Consider the following 25,745-nt stretch of genomic DNA (forward strand, 5'->3'; position numbering starts at 1 on the left):
TACTAATTAATCTTTTGAAACGAACGCATATCTGTGGTTAAACACAGCGGCTTGAGGATTAGAACCAGTCTCAAAGCTGTATTTTAATTTTCCATCTTTACCAAATACAAATGCTTTGCTGCTTCCGCTATCGCCTACTACCACGCTGTCATCAAATGGATTGATGGTAATGCCATAAGGAGTTGCAATCGCAGTTGCATCAGTGATGAGATTACTACCTAATTTACCCGTAGCTAAATTTAATGCTTTAATACTAGGCGAGCTATACACATCTTTTGTTACCCAAGCTTGAGTACCTACAATGTTGATAGCACCTAAATCTGTGTTGGCTTCGGTTTGTGTCACAGCATCAGTGGTACTGCTAATTCTAACCAATGTAGGGTCGTTAAAAGTTACCCAATCATTCCAGGTGATTACGTAAAGGTCTCCATTACTTGCAGCTGAAATTCTAACTGGATTATTTCCAACTTCGATATCCTTGCTTTTTGTGAAGGTAGCTAGGTCTACAATCGTAACCTTAGATTTTAAGCTTGTTGGGTAGCTAGGATGCGCCGAATTAGTAACGTATAATTTTCCATTTGCCACTGCTAAACCTTCTAAACCACCAGCATTATTAGCACCATTTTTTAATTGAAGTTCTCCATCAACATTTAAACTAGCTGTATCAATGCGGCTAATTGCGCCATCATATCTCGATACATAGGCTTTGTTCTTATAAAACGTAATATAACGTGGTAAGAAACCATTATTAGTAGTATTAAAAGGAATACGTTTAATAGATTTTCCTGTTTTTACATCCATCACATCTACAAAAGATTGAGCTTTACCTTCTACACCAGTAACTACGCAATACATTTTATTGCCGTAAGCCTGTAAGTCGTTCGCTGTTTCGCCCAAGCCAGTACCATTAACTTGTCTATAGTAATCTTTAACCGTGGTTTTCTTTTCTATATCGTAATAACTAATTGTAGGATTAGCTTGGTTCCAATCTCCCTCACTTAACACATAAATTCCATTGGTACCAACAAGTTGTCTTTCGTAATCCCTCTCGGCCCTATCTTTCTTACAAGCACTCAGCGTTACAGCAAAAGCAATTAATGCAAAGAAGTTAATTTTCAAGTAATTCATCTTATTCATATTCATCTATTTTTAATTCTAATTATTTTACAAAAACCATTTGGGCGGGTATATCACCTGTAGTTACCGACCATTTTAACTTTCCAGAAGATGTGTAGCAATGCAACTTTCCTGGCGTAACGTAGTCCTTTGCATCGGTCACGAAAATATCTTCAGAAGCTGGGTCTACCGCAATACCATAAGGCATCATGATGTTGGCTTGCGTACCGTCGGTAATGAAACTTCCCGACAAAACAACCTCATCTTTTACATTAATTTTGTTGTAGGTAATGATATACGCACCTGCGCTATTGCTCCACTCGGCGCTATATACGTAAGCAATGTCTTTATGTATTGCCAAGTTGCCAGCAGGTATATCAAACTTCTTTTTAACAGCATCAGTTTTGGTATCTATCACATATAAATTAGAACCAATTTTATCATAATCTCCACGAGAACTCACATACAAATCTCCATAGCTATCTGCTTTTAAGCGATGTAGGTTAATAGCTACGTCTATATCTTTGATTTTAGTGCCGGTGGTTAAATCAATTACCGATACCGTTCTATCATAATTTGTTGAGGTATAACCGCCAGAGTTGGCCACATACAGTTTATCTCCAACAACTACCAATTCTTCTGGCTGTCTGCCTACATTAATCTGCGCTGCTATAGTTAGAGCAGCGGTGTCAATTACCGCTACATAACCATTATATGAGGTTACGTAAGCTTTATTTTTATAGAAAGCAATATTTCTGCAATTGGGAATGTCTACCTTACCTATTCGTTTTGCGGTTTTTACATTTATTACTTCTAACTTATTTGAACCGTTTACCACAATGTACAAACGGGAACCGTAAGCTTTTACATCATTTCCAGTATCGCCTAAACCTAAAGTTACCTCCGGATTTGCAGCCTTATAAACATCCCTTTTATAAGTGCTATTTTTAAAATCATAGAAATCTAAATCGCATTTGTTAGACCCCCAATTGCCTTCGTTAAGTACATAAAGGCCACTCACTGCGGTAATGTTTTCAGGTTCTGGTATAACCTTATCTTTTCTACAAGAAAAAAGCAAAGCTGTTAATAAGATGAGAAAACCTGTTCTGCGCAAAATTATATTCATTGTATGTGTATTTTAAAAATTTGCATATATCGAAAACCTGTAGTTCCTGCCTGGCATGGGGTAATTTAACACTACATCGTAATACTGGTTAAGCAGGTTATTTATCTCTGCCGATGCACGATAATTCACCTTTTTACCGCCGAAAGTTTTATGAAAAGCAATATCATGCGTATACCAGGGTTCTACGTAATTAGCACTGATGTTCGCTTTTTGGTCGTAACGTTCGCCCGTGTAAATGAAGCTGTAATTTGCACCCCAACTTTTATAATTGGCATTGGCAGTTGCCGAGCCACTATGCACCGGAATGTAAGGAATTTGATTTCTGTAAGCTGTTCCATTTGGCGTTACATCTAATGCCTCCTCGTATGTGTAGTTCACTTTTAAGGCGGCTGTAACTTGGTTAAATTGCCAGAAGCTTTGCAGGTTTAGTTCTGCGCCCTTAATTTCTACCTTATCTAAATTAGACATGCTCCATCTAAACAAACTTGCACCAGGTACGGCAACAATCTTATCTGTTACTTGGTTATAATAGACATCGCTCTGCAAAGCAATTCCCTTTAAGTAGGTGCCACTAAAGTTTTTACTATAGGTAAGCCCAACATCGTATTGGTGAGCATATTCTGGACGTAAAAATGTGTTACCAATTAAGGTATAATACAAATCGTTGAATGTTGGCATCCTGAAAATTGTTTTATAAAACGCCCTTAAACGTAGTTCTGATGCGGCCAAAGGTTGCCAAGAAACTAGCACTGTTGGTGTATACTTTGTTTTTTTTCCTGCCGGAATGTTGGTTTGCACCTTATCGTTTACATAAGTACGCAGCACATTTGCCTGAAGTTTAAAACGTTGCCAATGCCACTCGCTTGCCAATGCCAACAACCAAGTATCTCTGGTTGGATGAGCAAAATTTTCTAGGTTAGCATCCAAATCTTGCTTAGCATAATCGGTTGATAAAGACGCTTTCCAAAAATTAGTGATATAATACTGGTTAGCTACCGAAAAATAGATTTCTTGTTGTACATAGCGGTTATCTAGAAAACCGTCAATTAATTTAATATCAGGGTCAATATACCTTGTATAATCGTAAGCATATTTGGCATTCAGCAAAAGCTGATATCTTTTGTTACTAACGGTTTCATAACTGGTTTGCACAAAGAAATTATCATCCCATTGTCGCTGACTGAACCTAAATTTATCAGCGACAATTGCACCTGGAATACCACGTTCGCTATTGTACTGATACAAGTTGAGCTGTAGTTTGGCACTATCTCTAAACAAATGATGCAAGCCCACCTCTGCTCTTTTTGCAAAGATATCGGCATCGTGCCTAACTACAGTGGTGTCATAAGCCAAATCTCTATATCGGTACTTATATTTACCATTAGCGTTAAGTAACTCGCCATTGATATTAAAAAAAGTTCGTTCTGCAAAGCGATAATTATAGTTTACAACAGGGTTGATGAGTGCAAAAGAACCACCCTTTAACCCTACTTTAAATTGATGTTTTTCGCCATGTTCAAATTTTGGCGTAACGGTTTTCAGGTAAAGCATACTTGCCGAAGCATAAGCTTTAGCAGGCTGTAGTAAATTACTATTTTGTCCGCTATAAAGCGAAATTTCTTCCATATTTTCTAAGGAAAACTTACCTAAATCTACCTGTCCGTTTTGTGCATTTGCTAATTGTACACCGTTATAAAATACCGCGGTATGGTTACTTCCCATGCCGCGTACATTGATGGTTTTTAACCCGCCAACACCACCATAATCTTTTAATTGTACACCAGAAAAATAGCGAACAGCATCGGCAACAGACAAACTATTGATGCGTTTTAGCTCCTCGCCGGCAATAAGTTGCACTGGCGTAGGTGAATTTAAAATGAAGTTGTTCTTTTTAGCATTGATTTGCACTTCGTCTAATCGTTGCACTTTGCTGGTATCTACCTGTGCAGACGTCCAAAAAGGACAAAAGCAGGCAAACATCGCTATAAAGCAACAAACATAAACAAGGCGCCTCTCGGCTATTTTGTCTTTTACCATTTTGTGAGTTCGTACCCACAGCAAGCAGAAATTAAGGAGCAAGTAAAATACTGGCATCACTCCTAGCTTCAATCCCCGAAAGCTATGAATTTTAATAGGCTAAAGGCAGGTCTTCTGACTTACTCCCTGTTTGCTGCCTTCCCTTCTACATTAGAAAGTGGCTTAGAATGGCAAACAGTTATAGAGCTTACAGCTGCGGGACAGTTACAGATTTACACTGTATTCCCTTTTAATCCTGAAGCGTGACCAACAGGAACCAAAAGCGCTGCAAAGGTAGTGTTTTCTAGTTAATTGTTGAACTGTTTAATTGTTTAATTGTTGATGGTTGGATAGATAATGGTAAGGAAGTCCGTAAAGTCGGGAAGTTTTGATTGTTCACTGGCTAATTGTTGATGGCCGATAGTTTATAGTCAGGAAGTTTTTGATTGTTCATAGGCTAATTTGATGTTGCGCTATGGTAATAGCACAAACAACCGTTACAGTCTAATCGGCCTCCTATTTTTTCGGTTTGCAGAAATTTGCACAAGCACCATCTTTGTAGAAAAAATAGGCAGCCTAGATTTTTGCTTCTTTTCATCAATGGAAAAGAAGACAAACTTTCAAAACTTACCATTTGCCAACTATAAAACCGATAAGTATCTTTACTCATCAACCCAACAATCATGCAAAAAGCAATACTTTGTTTATTCTTACTGATTAGCGCAAAAACAATGGCTCAACAAACCGATACTACTTTTATCAAGCAATTATTAGAAAGCAAGCCCGAACTATTTGCTGGCGTACTAAACCATCCCAATAAAAACGAAATACAAGTGATGTATACGCAGGTAAATCGAGATAAGAACAACAAGCCAAGCTTTAAAACTTTTAGCTACCGCATTAACCCTACGCATTACTTCTACCCTGCCAGTACGGTAAAATTAGCCGCAGTTATTTTTGCTTTAGAGAAAATTAATGAGCTGAAAGTGCCAGGTTTAACGGCCTACAGTACTATGATTACCGATACTGCTTTTAAAGGGCAGACCGCTGTAAGCAAAGATGAAAGCTCAGCAGATGGCAAACCAACCTTAGCCCACTATATTAAAAAAGTATTACTAACCAGCGATAACGATGCCTACAACCGCCTGTTTGAGTTTATTGGCAGAGCCGAAATCAATGCTAAATTGAAAAAATATGGTATGACCGAAAGTCGTATCCTTAACCGATTGGCCATAGGCGATAGCGGTGAACGCGAAAAGAACACCAACCCTATCCGTTTTTACAATAGCGAGAAATTAGTTTATACCAAACCCGCACAATACGATGCCAACAATTATCCGCTAGTATTAACTAATTTGATTGTAGGTGTAGGTTACATGGATAGCAAAGACCAATTGGTGAACAAGCCATATAGCTTCGAGAACAAGAATGTATTTACCATCAAAGACCAACAGTCTTTAATGAAACGTTTAATGATGCCTGAAGCCTACGGTGCGAAAGATCGTTTTAACCTTACACCCGAAGACTATAAGCTCATTTACACCTTTATGAGCAAACTGCCAACAGAAAGCGATTATCCCAAATACGATGCTAAAGAATTTTGGCCAACCTATGCTAAAATGCTATTCTATGGCAGAGATAAAAATGCAGTAATTGAGCCTACCATTCGTTCTTTCAATAAGTACGGCGATAGCTACGGCTTTATTATCGACAATGCCTATATCGTAGATATTAAAAACAAAGTTGAGTTTTTCCTTACCGCTGTGGTGCAAAGCAATGAAGATGGTATCTACAACGATGGTAAATACGAGTACGAAACCGTTTGTTATCCCTTTATGAAAAACCTAGGTCGTAGCATTTACGAATACGAACTGCAACGTAAAAAAGCCCAACAGCCAGATTTGAGTAAGTATGTGATGGATTATAAGTAGTTATCGGTTAATTGTTTGAATTGGTTAACCGGTTAACTGTTTAATTGTTTTAGAGCAAATGCTGCGAAGAATGTAGCACAATTCCTCTCACTTTAATATAGTAAGTTACCCGTAGTGCATTATCATAAAATGAAATCAACATCAAAATAACCACCCCGCCTTTTAGGCACCCCTCCAAAGGAGGGGAATTTCGTTTTTCATTCCCCTCTTTCAGAGGGGTGGTCGAAGACAGGGTGTTCAATAAAAGCGGTTAAACTACTTAAATACCTATAAATAAGAATGTTATGTTTTTTTTTAAATTGAAAAAGTATAATGCACTACGGGTAGTAAGTTGTTAGATTTCTCCGCTCACTGCGCTTCGGTCGAGATTGACGATATTCTTCTCCATTATGGAGCAACAGTTTCAATACTATCCCTAATATCCCCTTCTCCATCATCATCACTGCCTTTGTGCTCATCGCCTTGCGTATCTCGTTCCTCTTCTTCGTCATCCGTTGCATCTTCGGCGGCAACTTTCTCATCTTTCTCGTCCTTTTCGTCTGCACCATTATCTTTAGTATCCGATTCTTCCCCTGATTTAGCTTGTTGCTCATCAGCCTTTACTTCAATTTCCTCGTTATCATTTGCACCTTCAACTTTTTCTTCAACCTTCTCGCTATCTACAGGTGTTTCTGGAACCGATTTATGCGTATCTGGCGTAACGGTTTCTATAGTTAACTGTACCTCGTCTGTAGGTTTTGGAGTTACCTCCGTTGATTTCTCTTTATTATCTTGTTCCTGATTTTCCATGATATCGTATGTTATTAAAAGATACCTATACAATAGGAAAAACAGTAAAATTGTTTGGATTACTAAAAAGTTATAATTGTTCGGTTGTTGAATTGCTTAATTGTTGGAAAATGGCAATTACAACTGAAAACGGCTAACTGATAAGCATCTTCTTTATCAATACAATTTGCCCTAAATGATAATAGCTATGTTCTATCATCGAATCGACATTACGTAGATACGTACTGTACTTTTCTTCTACAAAATATTCGCTTAACTGGGTTTCCGAAAGTTGAGCCACTAGATTGGTAAATTCTTCTGCATCTTCCCAAAACTTAGTTAAAAACGCATCCCATTGCACTTGCGATGTAATAGGCTCAAAATCAAAACTAAGATGATCTTTAATTGTAAGTTCAGCACCTTTAAACACTTCTTTTACACCTTTAATGTAATAATGAATATGCTGAGCCAAAACCGCAATAGTGTTAAGGTTCTGCACAGGTTTTACTGCAATCTGCCAATCCAAACCGTCTAATTGGTCTTTGTAATTGGTATTGGCTATCCAAGTGCCGTTTAAAATAACTTCCTTAAATCTGCTGGCAAGCTGTTTGGCGTGGTTCATATTTAAAGGTAGGGAGAATTATTGAATGATTGATTTGATAATTGGATATTGGCAATTGCTAGCACTCAAATAAAAAACCCCTACTACTCAAGTAAAAGCTGCTGAACTTTAACTAATGAATAATAAGGGCAATAGGAGTTTGGTATTGAATACTAGAGTTTAAACCCAGTTTTTAGGAATAAGTTAGCAATGGTAGTTACCTCTGCTTTGGTTAAAAATTCATCAAAAGACTCTGCCGCATTGGCCGGGCTCACGTTCGTACCATTTATACCAGCAATTTCATGAGTAGCCTGTACGGTGGTATTTTCACGTGCGTATACCAAATCAACCGCTGCAATGCCAGTATCGTTAGATACTCCTCCCGCACCTAGGCTCACCCAAGGTTTCAACGAAGGCGCACCATTAGCGGCCAACATCTGGCGGATATGTGCTGCATGACGAGCTTCTACCGAATGAATTTGCAGTGCAGTTATTATTGAAGGATGCTGTTTCAGCACTGGTGCCTGTCCTTTGTAAGCCCTCACGCCAGTATCCTCAAATGCGGTAGCTACTTTCAAAAATGTAGTATAATCACTATAAACTGTTCCGAAAGTACCACCGGCAGTAAAATCAAAATTCGCATACTCTAGTGGTGTTCTCGCAGCCGAACCTAATGTTGTCTTTAACAAGTCTACATGTGCTTTTTCATGATCCCTGATTGTGGTAATTGCCATTGTAGGCGCTCCTGCCGGAATTAACCCTGGTGCAGCTACCAAAGCGTGGTTATAAAAATGATACTCTAAATATTCGAGTGTTAAAGCAAAATTCAACACACCATTTACCGTATCGGGTGTGGTTTGGCCATAAGCTTTGTTAAATAAAGAACTTAAAGCTAAAGGCATAGCAGCCAAGGAGATCTTCTTACCGATGTTGTAAAAGTCTTGCATGGCTTTCCTTCTTGGACTGATACGTTCATAAATTTCACCATCCACTTTCTCAATTTCATCTAATATGCTTAAAATGTTCATAATTTTTAGGTTTTAAGGTTAAAGGTTGATTACATTGATTTTGGTTTTGATGTACTTGCTAGCTGCGTTTAACACCTTATCGGGACTTAATGAAGCGTCCAATCCGCCAGATACACTAGCGCCCCAAGCGGTTAACGTAGATAGATCGGCGAAACTGCCATTGCTAATTTGGTCTCTTACCCAAGCTGCATGACGAGCCTCTACAGAAACAATCTGCCCAGCTGCTATCAAATAAGCATCTGTTTTAAGCCTTATGCCGGCCCCATTGTAAGCGGCGACACCTAAATCTTCAAAAGTTCTAGCAGCTGCCAAAACGCTAGGACCGTCGTTAAAATTGATTGAAGAAAAATCTACCTCCAAATTTCCTATCGATGCAGTACCCAATACTTTCTTTAAAAATTCGCGATGGGCAATTTCATGAAACTGAACATCTTTAAAATAATTGACTTGAGCTTGGGTAAAGGTAGATGGAGGAGCAGACGCAACCTTCATATAAAATGCGGCTTCCAGTTGTTCTAGCGCATAGGCATAATTAAGCACACCAAAATCGTCTTTAAAATCTAGCGTGGCACCAAATGACATCTCTGGGCTTCGATCTTTCTTACAGCCAGCTGCCGCTAAAGCCATTACAGCTGCGCCAGCACCAGCGTATTGTAGAAATGCCCTACGTTGTAATTTGGATTCCATCATATCTGTAGATTGAGGTGATGTGGTTTGGTTCTCATTTAAGTTATCCATAACACGGGTTTTAAGGTTTGAAATAAACGGTTGATTAAGACCACTTACGAGAACTGCTATCACTTTGGATTTTGAAAAGAGAAAAAAATATCTGGTTAATGGTTAATTGTTGGATTGTTTCGTTAGTTAATAGCGGAATTGGTCTTTAGTCTTTGAGTTATTGATCCACATCAAAATAAAATTGAAAACTGCAAAAAAGCCCCGAAAACGGGGCTTCTGACTATAACAATTAAACGAAAACTATGGCATTATTACGGTGTCTATCACATGGATTACCCATTAGACTGGTTCACATCTGCAATGGTTACTTTAGCATCGTTACCTTTTGCATCTCTCACATAAAGATCGTTACCTTTAGTCCAAAATGTTACATTTTCACCCTGTACGGTTTTCATGGTCGCTTTGCCATTTCCTTTTTTCACTGCAGCCCAAATTGCCTTTGCGCTATAGTTTCCCGCCAGCACATGATAAGTTAATATTTTGGTCAACATGGCTTTATTTTCTGGCTTAACTAAATTGTCTACCGTTCCTTTAGGCAATTTATTAAAAGCAGCATTAGTTGGTGCCAAAACGGTAAATGGTCCTTTGCCAGATAAAGTTTCTACCAGACCAGCTGCCTTTACCGCAGCCACCAAAGTAGTATGGTCTTTTGAATTTACTGCATTCTCTACAATGTTCTTAGTTGGGTACATAGCTGCTCCACCTACCATTACCGTTTTTGTTTTGCTAGTGCTTTGCGCCATTACGCCGTTTGCAAATAACATACTTACCGAGCATAAGCCAAGCATGGCAATTTTTGTTAACTTTTTCATGATGTTTAATCTTTAGGGTTTAAAATTTGTTCTATGCCTACACTTACGGAAAGTATAGGCTCTTCGGTTTTCAACTCCCATTATTTTTTCTAAATCAAGTTTAATAGAACCTCTAACTATTTCTCAGCCAAAACCAAACAAAAAGATATTCCCGTTGGTTGTGCTATATAATTTTCTATATTTGTTAAAGCCAATACATCCTTGAACAACCAGATTAAGCTATCCGAACAAGAAATCGTGCTACTGTTGCTGCAACAGAACGAGAATGGATTTAATTATCTCTACGATAATTATTCAGCAGCAATCTATGGTGTCATTAGTAAAGTTGTGGCTGAAAGGGAATATGCCGATGAAGTGTTACAAGATGTCTTCGTAAAAATTTGGAAAAACATCAAACAATTTGATCCTGAAAAAGGGAGATTGTACACTTGGATGATTAATTTAGCTAGAAATACAGCAATTGATTTCATTAGGTCTAAAGGTTTCCAGAATGAACAAAAAAACCAAAGTATTCCAGAATTCGTAAATGACAGCGAAAAGTATGCTACTAATTTAAAAGTAGACCATATTGGGATGAAGGAAGTGTTGTTACAATTAAAGCAAGAGTGGCGAGAACTTATAGAGCTAGCCTATTTTAAAGGTTATACCCAGCAGGAAATTGCCGAAAGGCTTGATATTCCGATTGGGACGGTGAAAACTAGAACACGCAATGCGTTAATTGAACTTAAGAGTTTATTAAAAGATTACAGTTAAATTGGATATTAAGGAATACATATCGTCGGGAATTATAGAAGCCTATGTAATGGGACTAGCTTCTGAGGAGGAAGTGCGCATTTTGGAATGCATCCAAACGCACAGCCCAGAAGTAAAGCAGGCTATCTTAGATGCACAAAGTATCCTAGAGGATTTTGCATCTAGGGAAGCTATTGCGCCACCTCCTGCACTAAAATCTGCGATATGGGCTAAATTACAGGAAGAAAGTACAGATTATGCTGCTAATATGTCCAATGACGAGCTGTTATCGAAACAAGAGGCACTTAGCCATGTACAAGTGGAAACCGAGCCGCCAACAAGTAGCACGCCGCTCTATCCGTCTGTTGTTACAGAAAGTCATCAATCGCCATTAAAATGGTACGCCATTGCTGCAAGTGTATTATTAATTGCGAGCATTGGCTTGAACCTCTATTTGAACGGTACCCAAAATAACATCAAAGCAGAACTTGCTACCTTAAGTAATGCTCAAAACACCAACGAGATTGCCTTTAACAACTTGCAACGAAAATGGGAAATGGTGAATAATCCTGCTATCAAAGCAATTCCACTAGCAGGCGTAGAAAAGCACCCAGATATGAAAGCGATGGTATATTTTGAGAAGCAATCTAATGAGGTGTATCTTACCCTAGAAAATTTACCAAAAGCGCCGCAAGACCAGCAGTATCAACTTTGGGCTATTGTAGATGGTAAACCCGTTAGCTTGGGCGTATTTGATCAGGATTCTACTACGGCAGTACAAAAGATGTTGACAGTTAATGCCGCACAAGCCTTTGCCATCACCTTAGAGAAACGTGGTGGTAGCCCTACGCCTACCATGGAGAATATGTATGTAATGGGCAAGGTTTAATTTTCATAAACTTTTTCAACTCATTAGCGATTCCGCTAGAGTTTGGTGTCCATAAACTTGTTCCGATTTTATCAGAAAGCTCAACCTGTCAATATTTATTCCATTTTTGAACAATTTCTTTTTTTTTTATTAGCAGTATTTTTTTTTGATATTTTTCAGTCTATTTATAACTTCAATGGTATTCAAGAGCTAACTTCGATTTAAGAGTGCTTCGCAGTTTCCATTGATAAAAAGAAGCAATCTGGGCTTAAGTGAAGGCATACTTACCAACAAAAACATCAACCAAATAAGTATAAAATCTAGGCTGCCTTGTCTAGCTTATTACATCTCAATAAAACTTGAATAGCGCTGGGCTGAACAGTGTGAATTTCAATATCAAATTATTAAAGAGACTACACCACTTCTCCACCCAGCTTATCTACTTGCTAACCATACGGTTCTGCTCAAGTTTTATCGGCTTACAATTCACTATGCCAAGAGGCAATTCTTTTGTCTTATTGTAGGTTATTCATAGCCCCGCGGTTTTAACACGGGGCTTATAGGAAGATGCAAGATTTTACATTTTTCACTCCTCTTCTCCAGTATTTTTTAACTTCATGAGCAAAGAATACGCACCTTTAATCGCCACCTTCTTACCTTTCAAATCTGTAATGATAGCAGTTTTACCTGCTAATGTTTCACCAGTTTGTACAGGCTCCATCCTAAATTTACGAGGAGCAATCTCCACAAAAACATAATCTCTGTTCTCGAAACCTACAATCGCATCTTCTGGCAACAACTGCGCCTTTTGTTGTTTGGATTGAAGTTCGGCATTCATATACATTCCCGGAACCAAACTTTTATCGTACTGCTCAAAATGGCAATGCACCTCAGTCCTACCGCCATCCACATTGTGGCTAACTAAAATTACTTCTGTTTCGTATTTCTTGTTAGGTTGTGAATTGGCATAAGCCAACACTCGCTGCCCGATGCTGATCTGCTGAAGATCCTTTTCGAACACCGTTAGGTTCAAATGGATATCGCTAGGGTTAATCAATTCAAAAATAACGTCAGATGGGGTTACATACTTGCCAATATTTACGTTTACCTTGCTCACATAGCCATTAATTGGCGAGTACACATTCACCGATTTGGAAATTTTACCAGCATTCAATTGAGTGGTATTGATGTTGATCAACTTTAGTTTTTCTATTAAAGCTGTATGCTCTATTTTAAGGTTCTGATATTCCGTTTCTGTTTGCTGCAGGGTTTTATCGCTATTGGCCTTACTTAAATTCAGTTCCTTTTGACGAGCTAGTTCTTTACTGGCATAGTTCAACTTATTGTGAACGCTTAAGTAATCTTGCTGCAATTGAATGTATTGTGGGTCTTCCATTACGGCAATAATTTGCCCTTTACGCACCTGCGTACCCGGCAGCAATTGGGTAGCTTTTAAATAACCACCCAGAGGGATGCTTACCGAAACCAAATTTTGAGGTGGCACATCGATACGGCCTTGCAGTTTTAAGGTTTCGTTAATTTCCCCAAAGCCTACTTCGCCAACTTGCAGGTCAATATTTTTGGCCTGCTCGGCTGTTACGCTTACTTCATTTTCATTAATGGAAACTGCTTTTTCCTCTTTAGGTTCGTTGCTACCGCAAGCTAAAGTAAAAGAAATGGCCAAGGCTCCTAGATATAAATATTGCTTCATTGTGTTATTGCGCTAAAAGGTAATTCAATTCTGTAATGTTTCTGTTGAGCTGTTGGATAGCGTTAAAATAGCTCTCGTGCATATTGATGGCTTCGTTGTTGAGCATGGTCCATTCTAAATAGTTAATCTCACCATTTTTCAACTGTTTATTTAAAGTCGAAGTAATTTCAAGCGCTGTTTTTAAACCATCCTTTTCTAAGCTTTGCACCAATAATAGTTGCTCTTGATATTGGGTATAAGCGGCTTTCAAAGCCGTACTAATTTGCCTGCTCGCATTCGCTGTTTCCGATTTTCTAAACTCTTGGTAAGTCTTTGCCGATTTCACTTTGTTTCGCTGCGAACCTCCAAACAATGGAATACTTAAACCTAATTGGAACGACTGAAAACGATCGCTTTGATCAAAGTTGATATCATCTCTAAGTGTTGTGTTGTTGTAACCTACATTAAACTCTGGCAATAATTTAGACTGTTCCACTTTTGTAGTTGCCAAAGCTGCTTTTTCTTCCTGCTGTTGCAGTTTAATTAAAGGATGATTGGCCCATACCAAGGTATCGGCAAAGCTAGCTCTCATTTTTAAAGCGGCTGCTTTCGGTTTTAAGATTTGATTGGTATTGAGCAAGAATGCCAGTTGTTGTTGCAACACCAATTCCTGTATTTTGAGGCTTCTCAATTTTGTATTTACCTGTAACAACTGATTTTCGGCGCTGGCCTTTTCAAGCAGGTTGCTTTCTCCGCTTTTCAATCTAAGTTCTGCCAACTGCTTTAGTTTTTTATACGAACTATCGGCCTGTAAGTAGAGCTTTTGCAGTTGCTCTAGCAGCAGCAGCTCATAGAATACCTGCGTCGTTATTTTAGTCAATTCAGCTTTGCTTAAATCTCTTTGCAGTAAAGCAGTTTTCCAATCTTCTACCAACTTATCTTTCTGCCTTGCATACACATTTGGCAAACTGAAGCTTTGGTTAACACTCAACCTATTATCAACCAAATTACTATTGAATTTTCCATATTCGCCGTTTACGTTCAGCGGCGCAATGGTGGTTGCTGTTTTGCTCAATTGTTGGCTGTAATCGGCTTTTAGCTTACTGCTTTTTAAGCTAATGTTGTTCTTGTACAAACTGTCTAAAGCCGCATCTAGCGTGATGTTTTGTTGAGCGCTGGCAGTTATAGAAAAACCAACGAACAGCAATAGCAATGTGGCAACTTGTGGCAGTTTCCTTTTGCGCAACAAGCCCTTTTCAAAGCTCACATATAATATTGGCAATACAAATAAAGTGAGCAAGGTGGCAATCATTAATCCGCCAATAACCACAGTAGCTAAAGGGCGCTGTACCGAAGCTCCGGCACCGTTACTTATCGCCATTGGCAAGAAACCCAAAGATGCCACAAAGGCGGTCATAAGCACCGGTCTTAAGCGGGTTTTAGTACCTTTTAATACTACTTTCTTCATATCCTGTTCTCCTGTTTTTTTAATATTATTGAATTCGGCCACCAATACAATTCCGTTGAGTACGGCAATACCAAATAATGCGATAAACCCCACGCCGGCACTGATACTAAAGGGTAATCCGCGAAGCGCCAACAAGAAAATACCGCCAATTGCAGATAAGGGAATAGCCGTGTAAATCAGTAAGCCGTATTTGATGGATCCAAAGGCGAAATAAAGCAATAAGAAAATGAGAATTAAGGAAACGGGAACGGCCACCATCAACCTAGATTTGGCTTCGTTTAAGTTTTCAAAAGAGCCACCGTAGGTAACGCTGTAACCCGTTGGCAGTTTAATTTCTGTTTTAACTTCCTCCTGTAGTTCGTTAACAATACTTTCTACATCTCTGCCGCTTACATTAAAACCTACCAAAATTCTACGCTTGGTATCTTCTCTTTGGATTTGGCTTGGGCTATTTACTAAGGCAACATCAGCCACTTGCGATAAAGGAATTTGATTGCCATTTGGAGTTGGTATCAAGAGGTTTTGCACATCCTTGATATCTCTTCGTTTATCGTTCTGCAAACGAACTACTAAGTCAAAACGTTTTTCGCCTTCAAATACCAAACCTGTACTTTGTCCGGCAAATGCCGTATTTACATTTCTGTTGATATCGGCAATGTTAAGCCCATATTGTGCAATAGTAGCTCTATTGTACTGGATCACAATTTGCGGTGTGCCCGAAATCTGCTCTACATAAAGTTCTGTAGCGCCTCTTACCGTTTTTACTAAGTTGCCCAACTTTTTAGAGTACAATGCCAACGTGTCGAAATCTTCCCCAAAAATCTTACAAACTACATCCTGTCTGGCTCCGGTCATCAGCTCGTTAAAACGCATTTGCACTGGAAATTGAAAACTGGTAGTTACTCCGGGCACTTCACTTGCTGCCTCACCCATCTTTTCAGACAATTCGTCGAAAGTTTTCGCCGAAGTCCATTCGTTTTTAGGCTTAAGGTTGATGATCATATCGCCCATATCCATTGGTAGCGGTTCTGTAGGCACTTCGCTACTACCTATTTTGGTTACAATATTTTTCACTTCTGGAAATCTTGCTTTAAGGATACCTGCAACCTTTTGGATATTCTCGATAGAAGTGTTTAGGTTACTGCCAGAGAGCACCCTCGTTTCTACCGCATAATCGCCCTCTTCTATTGATGGAATAAACTCGCCACCCAAATTGGCTAAAATTACAACAGCAGTTACAAACAAACCCAACACTATTGCGATCACAGTTTTAGGGAAACCCAACACTTTTTGAAGCAGCTTCTCGTAGCGATTTTCTACTTTAGCCATTGCCTTGTCAGAAATGTTCGGTTCAGTCTTGATTTTCTTGCTCAAGAATAAGCTCGACATCATGGGAATATAAGTGAGCGATAAAATGAATGCACCCAATAAGGCAAAAGCAACAGTTTGCGCCATGGGCTTAAACATCTTTCCTTCAATACCCTGTAAGCTGAAAATTGGCAGATAAACAATGAGGATAATGATTTGACCAAACACGGCACTGTTCATCATTTTGGAAGAAGCACTTTTCACTTCCAAATCCATTTGGTCTTGTTTAAGAAAAGTTACTCCTGCAAACTTTTTGCTATGACCAAGTTGGTGCATTACCGCTTCTACAATAATTACCGCACCATCTACAATTAAACCGAAATCTAACGCACCTAAGCTCATGAGGTTGCCACTTACACCAAAAATGTTCATCATGATAATGGCAAACAACATAGAAAGCGGAATAACCGAAGCTACAATGAAACCGGCTCTTAGGTTACCCAAGAAAATCACCAATACAAAAACAACAATTAGCGCACCTTCAAGTAAATTGGTTTCTACCGTTTTAATGGCATTGTTTACCATACTGGTGCGGTCTAGAAACGGCACAATCTCTACACCTTCGGGCAAGGTTTCAGAAATCTGCTCAATTTTAGCTTTGATGTTATCAATCACCACATTGCTATTGGCGCCTTTTAACATCATCACAATAGCTCCAGAAACTTCGCCTTCATCATTGAAAGTTAAGGCACCATATCTGGTGGCAAAGCCGATTTCTACATTGGCAATATCTCTAACCAATAGCGGTGTGGTAGCTTCATTTGTTCTTACTACTACATTCTCGATGTCCTCTTTGCTTCCAATCAAACCCTCTGTTCTAATGTATTGAACTGTAGCTTGTTTCTCTATATAAGCACCGCCTGTATTTTGATTGTTGTTTTCTAGCGCATCAAAAATTTCGCTGATGGTTACGTTGTGCGCTACAAGTTTATTTGGGTCTATCGTAACCTGATATTGTTTCAGTTTACCACCAAAACTGCTTACTTCGGCTACGCCCTTAACGCCCAACAACTGCCTTCTTACTATCCAATCTTGAATGGTGCGCAGCTCGGTAATATCGTAGCGTTTTTCGTAGCCTTTTTTGGCTTTTACCGCATATTGGTAAATTTCTCCCAATCCGGTAGAAATAGGTCCCATTTCTGGCTTGCCTATACCCTTCGGGATTTGCTCTTGCACTACCAGCAAGCGTTCAGCCACTTGTTGTCGTGCCCAATATACGTCTACATCGTCGTTAAAAACTAGGGTTACTAAGGAAAGTCCGAAGCGACTGTAACTTCTAATTTCTTTAATCCCAGCGATATTGCTATTGGCCTGTTCCACGGGGAAGGTCACCAATCGCTCAATATCTGTAGCACCATACGATGGAGCAGTGGTAATAATTTGTACCTGATTGTTAGTGATGTCAGGCACGGCATCAATGGGTAGTTTGGTCAACTCGAAGCTGCCATATATGATAAGGGCAATGGTAAATAGCCCAATAATGAGTTTGTTCTTGATGGCAAACTCAATAATTCTATTCAGCATGAAAAATGGGGATAATCGTTTCTAAATAGCTCGTATATGTCATGCTATCGCGATAAAAATCGGACAACTAGCAATTACATACTAAGCCAACAAATAGTTTAACTATGTGTAGTTAAGAAACAAGCTTTGGCGGTTGCCAAATTTTTCCGGCAAATGCCGAATTAGGAATATAATCGTTATTGATTAAGATTTTTTGTTTGGGTAGAATTTGATAAGCCTTTTTAGGCATCACCCCAAAAGAAGGTGGCAAAGCCTGACTGGCTGTATTGCTGGCAAAAAGTTCGTGGGTTTTAAACGGCAGTTGATTATCTCTATCCTCATCGTTATCTGTGTGGGGGATATCGTTATAATGTTCCTCTAAATAACCGAAGAAGGTAATTTTGCTATCGAGATTTTTATGTTCGAAATAATGTTGAACAAGCACAGGTACCTTTGCCAGTTCGTGTAATTCGGTACACGAAAGTAAATAGAAGCTAAGTAAAAATATGTGTAGTGCTTTTTTCAATGCTTCAAAATTAGTGAAACAAAGCTAAAATGCAAAGTAATGGGTAAAGAAGTAGTTTAGCGTTGGTGAGATGACGTTAACTAAAAACAGCCCAACGAAATATCGCTAGGCTGCTTAATTATATAGGTGTGTTTAAAATGAAACTAGCTTTTTTTCGCGTTAAGCGTAAAACCAACCTCTACATCTTTAGAGATCATCCAGTTTTCTGGGCTGCCTTCAGTTTTGTAGTTGATACCCCAAGCACTTCTGTCGATTACAAATTTGGCAGTAGCTTTTACATCAGTAGCACTTACCTCAACTTTAGCAGGGAAAGTAACATTTAACGTTTTGTCTTTAAGGGTCAAGTTTCCACTGATAACGTAATTTGGATCAGCTACTAAGCTTTCGCCAGCTGCCGCAGTATAAGGCTCAACTTTGGTGATTACAAATTTAGCAGTAGGTGCTTTAGCTACGTCGAAGAAATCAGCACTTTTCAAGTGACCTTCCAAATCTGTTGCTTTTTTACCTTCTTCAGTTACCGATGCAGGATCTACTGTAAGTGAATTCATGTTGATGATAAAGTCGCCACCGCTAATTGAATCGTTTTGTACTGAGATTGTACCTGCAGAAACACTGATTTTACCCCAACGAGGTGCTAACCCGCCTTTGTGCACACCTTTCCAATCTACAGAAGTAGTGGTAGTATCTACCAGGAAGCTCTCACCTTTTTGTTCAGCAGCGGCTTGCTCAGTTGTGGTATTAGCATTGTTAGATGAACCTCCGCAAGAGGCTAGTAAAAAAAGCGCTGGAAGCGCAAAAAGTAATTTTCTCATTTTCCTTTAATTAAGTGATGATTAATTTCATTATCAATTTATGCAGCAAAATTAACCTACATACTTTTAAAATCCATTGATCTATGTTAATAATTTCAGCTTCGTCATCTTCCAAACGATTGTATGTTAGATTTAGTGTAGTATGGTTATTTGATAAATACTCATGTTATACGTTTAAGATGAATTGCATTAAGTACACTGCGTTTCTTAGCTATGTGATTAATGATCAAGAAAGGGGCAATCACTTACTTCTAATTAACAACATATCATAATACTGGCCATCCATCATTCCATTTAGCTTCAACCCTTCCTTAACCACCTCAAGCTTACCTACAAAAGCAGGAGATTTACTATTAGGGTACCGCCATACTATACTAATTTTCCCTTCGTTGCCCAACTTATACCTACCAATCCGCTGACGTCGGTAATCATTCCATCTAAATACTACGTCATCATCTAAATCAAAATAGATATGAGTTAGCACACTATCTGCCGAACTCTTTACCGTAACTTGTTTTTTATCAATCTTCAAATCTGAAACTGCATATTTGGCGGTAATTCCGGGGTGCTTATCTGGATGTTGAAGCTGAAACATACAAAAGATAGGTACAACAATTAAAGGCACTGTCCATAACCAAAATTGTGACGGTTTTATCAATGGTTTATCTACCCAAAGAGCAAATAGCAAGCGCTTGGAATGTGGCAATAGAAAATAAAATATAGCAGTTAAGAGGATAGCTCCATGAAGCATTACACCCATCGGCATCTCATAAAAGAAATCTATCAGCAAGATAAATACAAACATGGGTAAAGCTAACATACATCCAAGCAACCTTGTTTTTGGATAAAATAGCAACAATGCCGATATAATTTGCATGAGCGCAATTACACTAATAAAGGCATATGAATACCTAAAGAAAGCCCACACAAGATTTTCTCCCGAGAATGATGAAAACGGTGTATCTAGCAAACCTAGTGGCACGATCATTTGCAAACCTAAAAACTTTTGTATACCAAACATGATTAAGTCTGTTGCGACAACAACAGCAATGAGCTGTCTTAGACCGTTGTAATAGTCTAAGTTAATTCGTTTGGCCTTATCTTGATGATGCCATACAAAAGCCAATAAGATACCCAGCAACAAGACAATGTAAGCGAGGATATAAACGACATCTAATGGTAAATAATTGATCAAATACTTGGAGCCTAAGCGCCTAAAGGTGGCCCCGGTTACTAACCCAGCGATTAGGCACAAGGTTAATTTCTGGCTAAAGGAAGTCTGTTTCATCTTTTTATTTGTAAATTAACAGCTATAAGCTAAGTAAGCTGTACGGATGGATGCACACGGACTGTCTGTTTGTATCCAGATGTTATATTTGAAGCAGATTTTAATGATATGGAAGCTTCACTAACTCTTCTTTTGACATCACTAAGTGCTGGAAGCCTTTTCTTAGCCGCTTTTTTATTGATACTAGGCTTACCTACATCAAATAATTTGGCTAACAGATGGCTAGGTGCATTTTTCTTTTTACTTAGCCTTGTATTTGTACAGTTTTTATTAGAATTAACAGCCAAACCAGAGCCAATATTAATTAGAATAGCAGAATTTCCCAGATGGTTGATTTTTCCATTTATTCATTTTTCGGTATATGCATTCGTGCATCCAAACCGTATGCCTAAATTTATTTATTTGCATTTGCTACCAGCAGTGCTATTTATGTTCTTTTCTATTTTACATCATGTAGGTTTGTTAACAAATATTGAAGTTCATATTAAAATAGCTTGGCTTGTAAAGTATTTCTTTTTTATACAAGGAATATTTTATGCTATTCTGAATATTAAAATTTTACAGCAGCATAAAATTAAAATGAGACAATTACTGGCAGATAGAGGATCTGACCTAAATTGGTTACGTCATTTCATAGTTGCACCATTTGTAGTAGCAATTATTTGGCTCTTCATTAAACATTGGAATTTAGGACAGGTGTTATCGCAATTAATCTGCTTGCTTTTTTGCTTATACTTTACAGCAGCAGCATTGAGGCAAAGAGCTGTATATCCCTCAGAACTTGAAACCTCAGATATCATAAATAAATTAGATACGATAAGTACCAATGATAACCAAAGACTTACCAATGAACAGATTACTATTTTAAAAGATAAGGTTACTAAAATTATAGCTAAAGATAAGATACATTTAGACCCTTTGCTAAACTTAAAACTCATGGCCGACAAAGTAGGTATCAACACACATGAGTTGTCTTTGATATTAAACCGAGGGTTTGGAAAAAATTTCTATGCCTACATTAATGAGTTACGCACAGAAGAGGCTATAAAACTACTGAAATCAGGCCAATACGCACACGGTGATATGAGTGAGATAGCAATTAAGTCGGGTTTTAATTCTCGTACAACTTTCTACTCTTCCATAAAGAAAATAAAAGGGACATCACCAGCAAGTATCCTCAAGATAGACTAGGAAGATTTTACATTATCTTTTGTAAACTCTCAGATAGCAAGCTCTGATACTTCAAAAGGCGACGTAGCATTCTAAAGCATTAATTTTAATTTCTTTCCTTCAACCCCTTCTCTACTTCCTTCACAATAAAACCGTTAGAGAAATAACTGTAGATATCATCTCCCGGACAAGTGGTTTGCTTGCTGTGGTCGCGGTGTGTAGAGATTTCAGTTGCTGGAATATTATATTTGATGCACTGATCCACTAACAAATCAGTCAACACTTTCAGCAACTTTTCATCTAATTTCTGCTCGTTGTAATTTCCCAAAAAGCAGATCAATAAATGCCCAGTGGGGTCATATTCTGTGTTTGTTTCGCCAACCGTTAAAGGATTTCTACCTTCCAAAACAGTACCGTCTGGTGTAATTAGTAAATGATATGGAACATCAGCCCATTTTCTATCAGGTCCCATTCCCCAAGTTTGAATATTTTTCAATCGTTGCTTGGCATCATCGTTTACGGTAAGCAATTTACCACCTTCATGATGAACGGTAATTTTAACTGGAACATGCTGTTTGTAGGGTCTACCCTCTACCCCTTTCCATTCGCTTTTCGGTACAATTTTAACTGTATCTCTATTATTTACTTTCTTGGATTTCTTAGATTGGGCAAAACTATTTAAAGAAAATATACAAATGGTAACGAAGGCTAGTACGATAGTGTTTAATTTCAACATGATCTATTTTTAAGGAAATCTAAGTTACGTTAATCTACAGTATGGTTGTTAACAAATTGAAATTAATGAGGCTAGGCACATAATGAAATCTCTTTTGTTATCTCAATTGAAAACTATTCCATATAGCTTCAAAATAGGTTATATTTGCACATCAAACGAACGAATTTATAAGTAAACAATGAAGAAAAATCCCTTTGCTGACCTGAGCACCGAAAGCCTAGTTAAGAAACGAGATCTATTAAAGGGTGTACTTATTGCATTCGGTATGATGTGGGTAGTGCTTTTAGGCGTTGCTATCTACTTTTACATCACCAAGTATACTTTAAAACTATTATACCGATGGCAATTTTACCAATGACTTTATTGCCCTCGTTCATACAGTTAACTTTACTAAATAAAGAGCTTAAAACCCGTCAACAATAATATTGCATTACTTAAATTATGGCAAATACCTGTCTTAACTGCGACTATTCTATCAATGAAAATTTCTGCAGTAATTGTGGTCAGAAGAGATTTAAACGAATTGATAAAAAGTACGTAACTGATGAACTTCAATACCTACTGATCCATACCAACAAAGGTTTTCTTTACACTATTAAAAAATTGGTTAAAAATCCTGGCAAAACAGCTAGAGAATTTATAAATGGCAATAGGGTTAATCATTACAAGCCTATATTACTAACATTTGTTCTTAGTGGTATATCAGCTTTTATTACTTTCAAGATTATCGGCTTGGAAAAAATATTGAGGGAAGTTCTTTCCAGTAATCATTTGAACTCAAAGTTTATGAATGATTACACTACTATCACATCCAGCTATAGCTCAATTTTTATGTTGTGCCTCATTCCTGTTTTTGCATGTGTAACATGGTTAGCTTTTCTAAAGTGGAAAAATAATTATTATGAGCATGTGGTGATGAACGCCTATATTCTATCTACTTACACATTGATTAATATTGTGTTTCTTTATCCCATACTGTATATTTTAAGGCACTCCAATTATATTTTATATGCCATCAATCTGTCAAGCATAACAGTACCATTTATACTTTTATGGTTTTTTAGAGGCTTTTATCCTGACAAACCACTAAAACAGATTATATGGAGAGTTTTAGCAAGCCTCGGTTTAGTTGTTGCTTTTTTATTTGTACTTACAATCATTGTAATGATCGTAGTATTTATTTACGCTATTACAAAGGGACCCGAAGCGTTAGAATACATTAAACCAAGGGGCACTTAGGTTAATATATAAGAAGCGCTTGCCGAAATAATTCAGCAAGCGCTTTTTGTATCCTTATAATCTATCCCTTCAACGCTTCGGCCACCAACTCATAAGACCTCAATCTTGCGGCATGGTCATAAATATGCGACGTCACCATCAGTTCGTTCACTTTGGTGTGATTGATAAACGAATGCAACTGTTCCTTCAACTTATCAGGCCCGGCAATAAAACTAAAATCTAGCATTTGCTCTACGGCAGCTTCCTCCATGTCGCTCCATAAGCCTTCCATGCTATCTACAGGTGGCTGTAAAAGTCGGCGTTTGTTAGTTACAATTCCGGAGAATAAGATCTTTAACGAAGTAGCTAATCGCTCTGCTTCGGCATCAGTATCTGCAGCTACCACATTTACGCAAGAAAGCACATAAGGTTCCTTTAGCACAGCTGATGGACGGAAATTCTTCCTATAAATCTCAATCGCTTCGAAAAAATAAGTGGGTGCAAAGTGACTTGCGAAAGCATAAGGCAAACCATAAGATGCTGCCAAGTGTGCACTTTCTGTGCTCGAACCTAAAATCCAAATAGGCACATTGGTTCCTTCACCAGGAATTGCCCGTACTTTGCTGTCGTAGTTATCATCTCCCAAGTATTGCTGTAATTTACGAACATCTTGCGGAAACTGCTGCGGTGAGTGAAAACGCTCTCCCCTAATCTCGAAAGCGGTCAATTGGTCGGTACCTGGCGCTCTCCCTAAACCTAAATCAATTCTATTGGGATACAAAGTTGCTAGTGTACCAAACTGTTCTGCAATAATTAGTGGCGTATGGTTGGGTAGCATCACACCTCCAGAACCTACACGAATAGTATTGGTATGACCAGCAATATGACCTATCAACACCGAGGTAGCCGAACTAGCCACGCTGATCATGTTATGATGTTCGGCCAACCAATAGCGGTTGTAACCTAATTTTTCTGCATGTTGTGCTAAGGAAACACTGTTCCTGAACGTATCTGCTATGTCATGTCCATCTCTAACGCCAGCTAAATCAAGTACCGAGTAAGGTACAACTTGTGCCGATTTCCCGAATTTAGTTCGGGACAAGTCATCGGCAGCTGTAGATTTCTTTTCGCTCATTTTCTAATTTCTATATAGTATCAATCAAGTTGCCTAATGCTGAAATGGTTTCTTCGTTGCGCTTGTAGTAAGTCCACTGCCCTATTCTGGTTGCCGAAACTAAGCCAACACGATGCAATACCGCCAGATATTCGGAAATGGTAGATTGCGTTAGTCCCGATTTTTTGTGGATATGACCTACACAAACGCCAACATCCACATCTTTACAAGCGGGTGTGTAGTCTATAAAATGTTGCTCAGGATCTTTCAACCATGTTAAAATCTGTAACCTATTCTTATTTCCTAGTGCTTTAAATACTTCCACTTGATTCATTACCACAAATATATATCGATAATTCCCGATATACCTATAATAAATTGAGAGATGACATAAACGTGTTTTACCGTCATAAATTAAAAACGCTATTTTTGAAACCATGTATAAAATAGGATTAGCGGAAGACGATCATAAAATAGCCAGCCTTATCAAAAATGGCTTAGAAGAAAACGGTTATGAAGTGGAGATGGTAAGTGATGGTGCACAGGCTCTGCAAGTATTTGGCAAAGGCAACTATCAAATGTACATTTTAGATGTAATGATGCCCGAAATTACGGGAATTGAAGTTTGCAGAACGCTACGTAAAAACAACGACCACACCCCTATTTTAATGTTAACAGCCCTAGGTACCATAGATGATAAGGTGAATGGCCTAGAAGCAGGTGCTGATGATTATTTGATCAAACCCTTTCACTTTAGAGAATTACTGGCACGTATAGAAGCGATGTTACGCCGGCAAAACCTCAATACTACAAGCGTAAATAAACAACTACAATTTGAGGATGTGATATTGGATATCCAAAGCAAGGAAGTAAAACGTGCTGGCCAGATTATTGAGTTAACTGCCAAGGAATTTCACCTGCTAGAGCTTTTTATGCGCAACCCCAACCGTTTGCTTTCTAGACAATACATTGCAGAACAAGTTTGGGACGTGAATTTTGATACAGGAACTAACGTGGTTGATGTTTATATCAATTTCCTACGTAATAAATTGGAAAAAGGCTTCGACAGAAAGTTGATCCATACTAAAATTGGGATGGGTTACATTTTTAAATAAA

At 38.3% G+C, this 25,745-nt stretch carries 22 protein-coding genes, 1 pseudogene and 1 riboswitch; of the genes and pseudogenes, 7 read left to right on the plus strand and 16 right to left on the minus strand.

All coding sequences use genetic code 11. The annotated features are described in order from the left end of the window. Positions 1–6: 6 nt before the first annotated feature. The 3 genes from REI64_RS15355 to REI64_RS15365 are packed head-to-tail and all read right to left on the minus strand — an operon-like array spanning position 7 to position 4,222. Positions 7–1,137 carry a DUF5074 domain-containing protein gene (locus REI64_RS15355; RefSeq protein WP_308851022.1) on the minus strand — a complete coding sequence of 377 codons (1,131 nt, stop codon included), beginning with the start codon at positions 1,135–1,137 and terminating at the stop codon, positions 7–9. Positions 1,138–1,159: 22 nt separating this feature from the next. Beyond that, positions 1,160–2,242: a DUF5074 domain-containing protein gene (locus REI64_RS15360; protein ID WP_308851023.1), complete on the minus strand. Its 1,083-nt coding sequence runs from the start codon at positions 2,240–2,242 to the stop codon at positions 1,160–1,162. Between the two features lie 12 nt (positions 2,243–2,254). Then, complete coding sequence (locus tag REI64_RS15365; RefSeq protein WP_308851024.1) at positions 2,255–4,222, minus strand: TonB-dependent receptor domain-containing protein; 1,968 nt, start codon at positions 4,220–4,222, stop codon at positions 2,255–2,257. Between the two features lie 143 nt (positions 4,223–4,365). Continuing rightward, positions 4,366–4,555, minus strand: a riboswitch (cobalamin riboswitch). A gap of 386 nt (positions 4,556–4,941) precedes the next feature. Between REI64_RS15365 and REI64_RS15370 the strand changes: the two genes are divergently transcribed. Further along, the gene (locus tag REI64_RS15370; RefSeq protein ID WP_308851025.1) at positions 4,942–6,189 is read left to right on the plus strand and encodes a serine hydrolase; all 1,248 of its coding nucleotides are present in this window, start codon (positions 4,942–4,944) and stop codon (positions 6,187–6,189) included. 387 nt (positions 6,190–6,576) lie between these two features. Here the strand turns inward: REI64_RS15370 and REI64_RS15375 are convergent, their stop codons facing one another. The 5 genes and pseudogenes from REI64_RS15375 to REI64_RS15395 all read right to left on the minus strand — a co-directional run bounded on the left by REI64_RS15375 (position 6,577) and on the right by REI64_RS15395 (position 10,088). Beyond that, entirely contained in the window at positions 6,577–6,978 is a 402-nt protein-coding gene (locus tag REI64_RS15375; protein WP_308851026.1) for a hypothetical protein, read from the minus strand. Positions 6,979–7,111: 133 nt separating this feature from the next. Continuing rightward, positions 7,112–7,579 (minus strand): DUF1572 domain-containing protein, encoded by a 468-nt coding sequence (locus REI64_RS15380; protein ID WP_308851027.1) that lies wholly within the window; start codon positions 7,577–7,579, stop codon positions 7,112–7,114. 152 nt (positions 7,580–7,731) lie between these two features. Continuing rightward, the gene (locus REI64_RS15385; RefSeq protein WP_308851028.1) at positions 7,732–8,586 is read right to left on the minus strand and encodes a ferritin-like domain-containing protein; all 855 of its coding nucleotides are present in this window, start codon (positions 8,584–8,586) and stop codon (positions 7,732–7,734) included. 18 nt (positions 8,587–8,604) lie between these two features. After that, on the minus strand, positions 8,605–9,324 hold the full coding sequence (locus tag REI64_RS15390) for a ferritin-like domain-containing protein (RefSeq protein ID WP_308851029.1): 720 nt from the start codon (positions 9,322–9,324) through the stop codon (positions 8,605–8,607). A gap of 240 nt (positions 9,325–9,564) precedes the next feature. After that, positions 9,565–10,088, minus strand: a pseudogene (locus REI64_RS15395) (fasciclin domain-containing protein). A gap of 249 nt (positions 10,089–10,337) precedes the next feature. Between REI64_RS15395 and REI64_RS15400 the strand changes: the two are divergent. Both REI64_RS15400 and REI64_RS15405 read left to right on the plus strand, forming a co-directional pair. Beyond that, the gene (locus REI64_RS15400) at positions 10,338–10,889 is read left to right on the plus strand and encodes a sigma-70 family RNA polymerase sigma factor (RefSeq protein ID WP_308851031.1); all 552 of its coding nucleotides are present in this window, start codon (positions 10,338–10,340) and stop codon (positions 10,887–10,889) included. 1 nt (position 10,890) lies between these two features. Continuing rightward, positions 10,891–11,757 carry an anti-sigma factor gene (locus tag REI64_RS15405; RefSeq protein WP_308851032.1) on the plus strand — a complete coding sequence of 289 codons (867 nt, stop codon included), beginning with the start codon at positions 10,891–10,893 and terminating at the stop codon, positions 11,755–11,757. Between the two features lie 565 nt (positions 11,758–12,322). Here the strand turns inward: REI64_RS15405 and REI64_RS15410 are convergent. The 5 genes from REI64_RS15410 to REI64_RS15430 form a co-directional block, all read right to left on the minus strand. After that, complete coding sequence (locus tag REI64_RS15410; RefSeq protein WP_308851033.1) at positions 12,323–13,447, minus strand: efflux RND transporter periplasmic adaptor subunit; 1,125 nt, start codon at positions 13,445–13,447, stop codon at positions 12,323–12,325. 4 nt (positions 13,448–13,451) lie between these two features. Beyond that, positions 13,452–17,786, minus strand: coding sequence for a CusA/CzcA family heavy metal efflux RND transporter (locus REI64_RS15415; RefSeq protein ID WP_308851034.1), 4,335 nt, complete (start codon positions 17,784–17,786; stop codon positions 13,452–13,454). 112 nt (positions 17,787–17,898) lie between these two features. Further along, positions 17,899–18,291, minus strand: a complete 393-nt coding sequence (locus REI64_RS15420; protein WP_308851035.1) for a hypothetical protein — start codon at positions 18,289–18,291, stop codon at positions 17,899–17,901. A 143-nt stretch (positions 18,292–18,434) separates the two neighbouring features. Further along, positions 18,435–19,103, minus strand: a complete 669-nt coding sequence (locus REI64_RS15425; RefSeq protein WP_308851036.1) for a YceI family protein — start codon at positions 19,101–19,103, stop codon at positions 18,435–18,437. Between the two features lie 241 nt (positions 19,104–19,344). Beyond that, entirely contained in the window at positions 19,345–20,391 is a 1,047-nt protein-coding gene (locus tag REI64_RS15430) for a hypothetical protein (RefSeq protein ID WP_308851037.1), read from the minus strand. A 108-nt stretch (positions 20,392–20,499) separates the two neighbouring features. On the opposite strand from REI64_RS15430, the gene REI64_RS15435 reads away from it, so the two are divergent. After that, positions 20,500–21,582, plus strand: a complete 1,083-nt coding sequence (locus tag REI64_RS15435) for a helix-turn-helix domain-containing protein (protein WP_308851038.1) — start codon at positions 20,500–20,502, stop codon at positions 21,580–21,582. A gap of 85 nt (positions 21,583–21,667) precedes the next feature. On the opposite strand, the gene REI64_RS15440 is transcribed toward REI64_RS15435, so the two are convergent. After that, positions 21,668–22,297, minus strand: coding sequence for a peptidoglycan recognition family protein (locus REI64_RS15440; protein WP_308851039.1), 630 nt, complete (start codon positions 22,295–22,297; stop codon positions 21,668–21,670). A 178-nt stretch (positions 22,298–22,475) separates the two neighbouring features. Here REI64_RS15440 and REI64_RS15445 point away from each other — a divergent pair, with 178 nt between their 5' ends. Both REI64_RS15445 and REI64_RS15450 read left to right on the plus strand, forming a co-directional pair. Continuing rightward, entirely contained in the window at positions 22,476–22,655 is a 180-nt protein-coding gene (locus tag REI64_RS15445; protein ID WP_308851040.1) for a hypothetical protein, read from the plus strand. A gap of 83 nt (positions 22,656–22,738) precedes the next feature. Next, positions 22,739–23,536, plus strand: a complete 798-nt coding sequence (locus REI64_RS15450; protein ID WP_308851041.1) for a DUF3667 domain-containing protein — start codon at positions 22,739–22,741, stop codon at positions 23,534–23,536. Positions 23,537–23,597: 61 nt separating this feature from the next. Here REI64_RS15450 and REI64_RS15455 read toward each other — a convergent pair whose 3' ends face one another. Continuing rightward, the gene (locus REI64_RS15455; protein WP_308851042.1) at positions 23,598–24,650 is read right to left on the minus strand and encodes an LLM class flavin-dependent oxidoreductase; all 1,053 of its coding nucleotides are present in this window, start codon (positions 24,648–24,650) and stop codon (positions 23,598–23,600) included. A gap of 10 nt (positions 24,651–24,660) precedes the next feature. Then, positions 24,661–24,963 carry a metalloregulator ArsR/SmtB family transcription factor gene (locus REI64_RS15460; RefSeq protein ID WP_308851043.1) on the minus strand — a complete coding sequence of 101 codons (303 nt, stop codon included), beginning with the start codon at positions 24,961–24,963 and terminating at the stop codon, positions 24,661–24,663. Between the two features lie 103 nt (positions 24,964–25,066). Between REI64_RS15460 and REI64_RS15465 the strand changes: the two genes are divergently transcribed. Next, a complete protein-coding gene (locus tag REI64_RS15465; protein ID WP_308851044.1) occupies positions 25,067–25,744 on the plus strand; it encodes a response regulator transcription factor in 678 nt (225 codons plus the stop codon). Position 25,745: the final 1 nt, after the last annotated feature.

The organism is Pedobacter sp., from assembly GCF_031119335.1.
Lineage (GTDB): Bacteria > Bacteroidota > Bacteroidia > Sphingobacteriales > Sphingobacteriaceae > Pedobacter.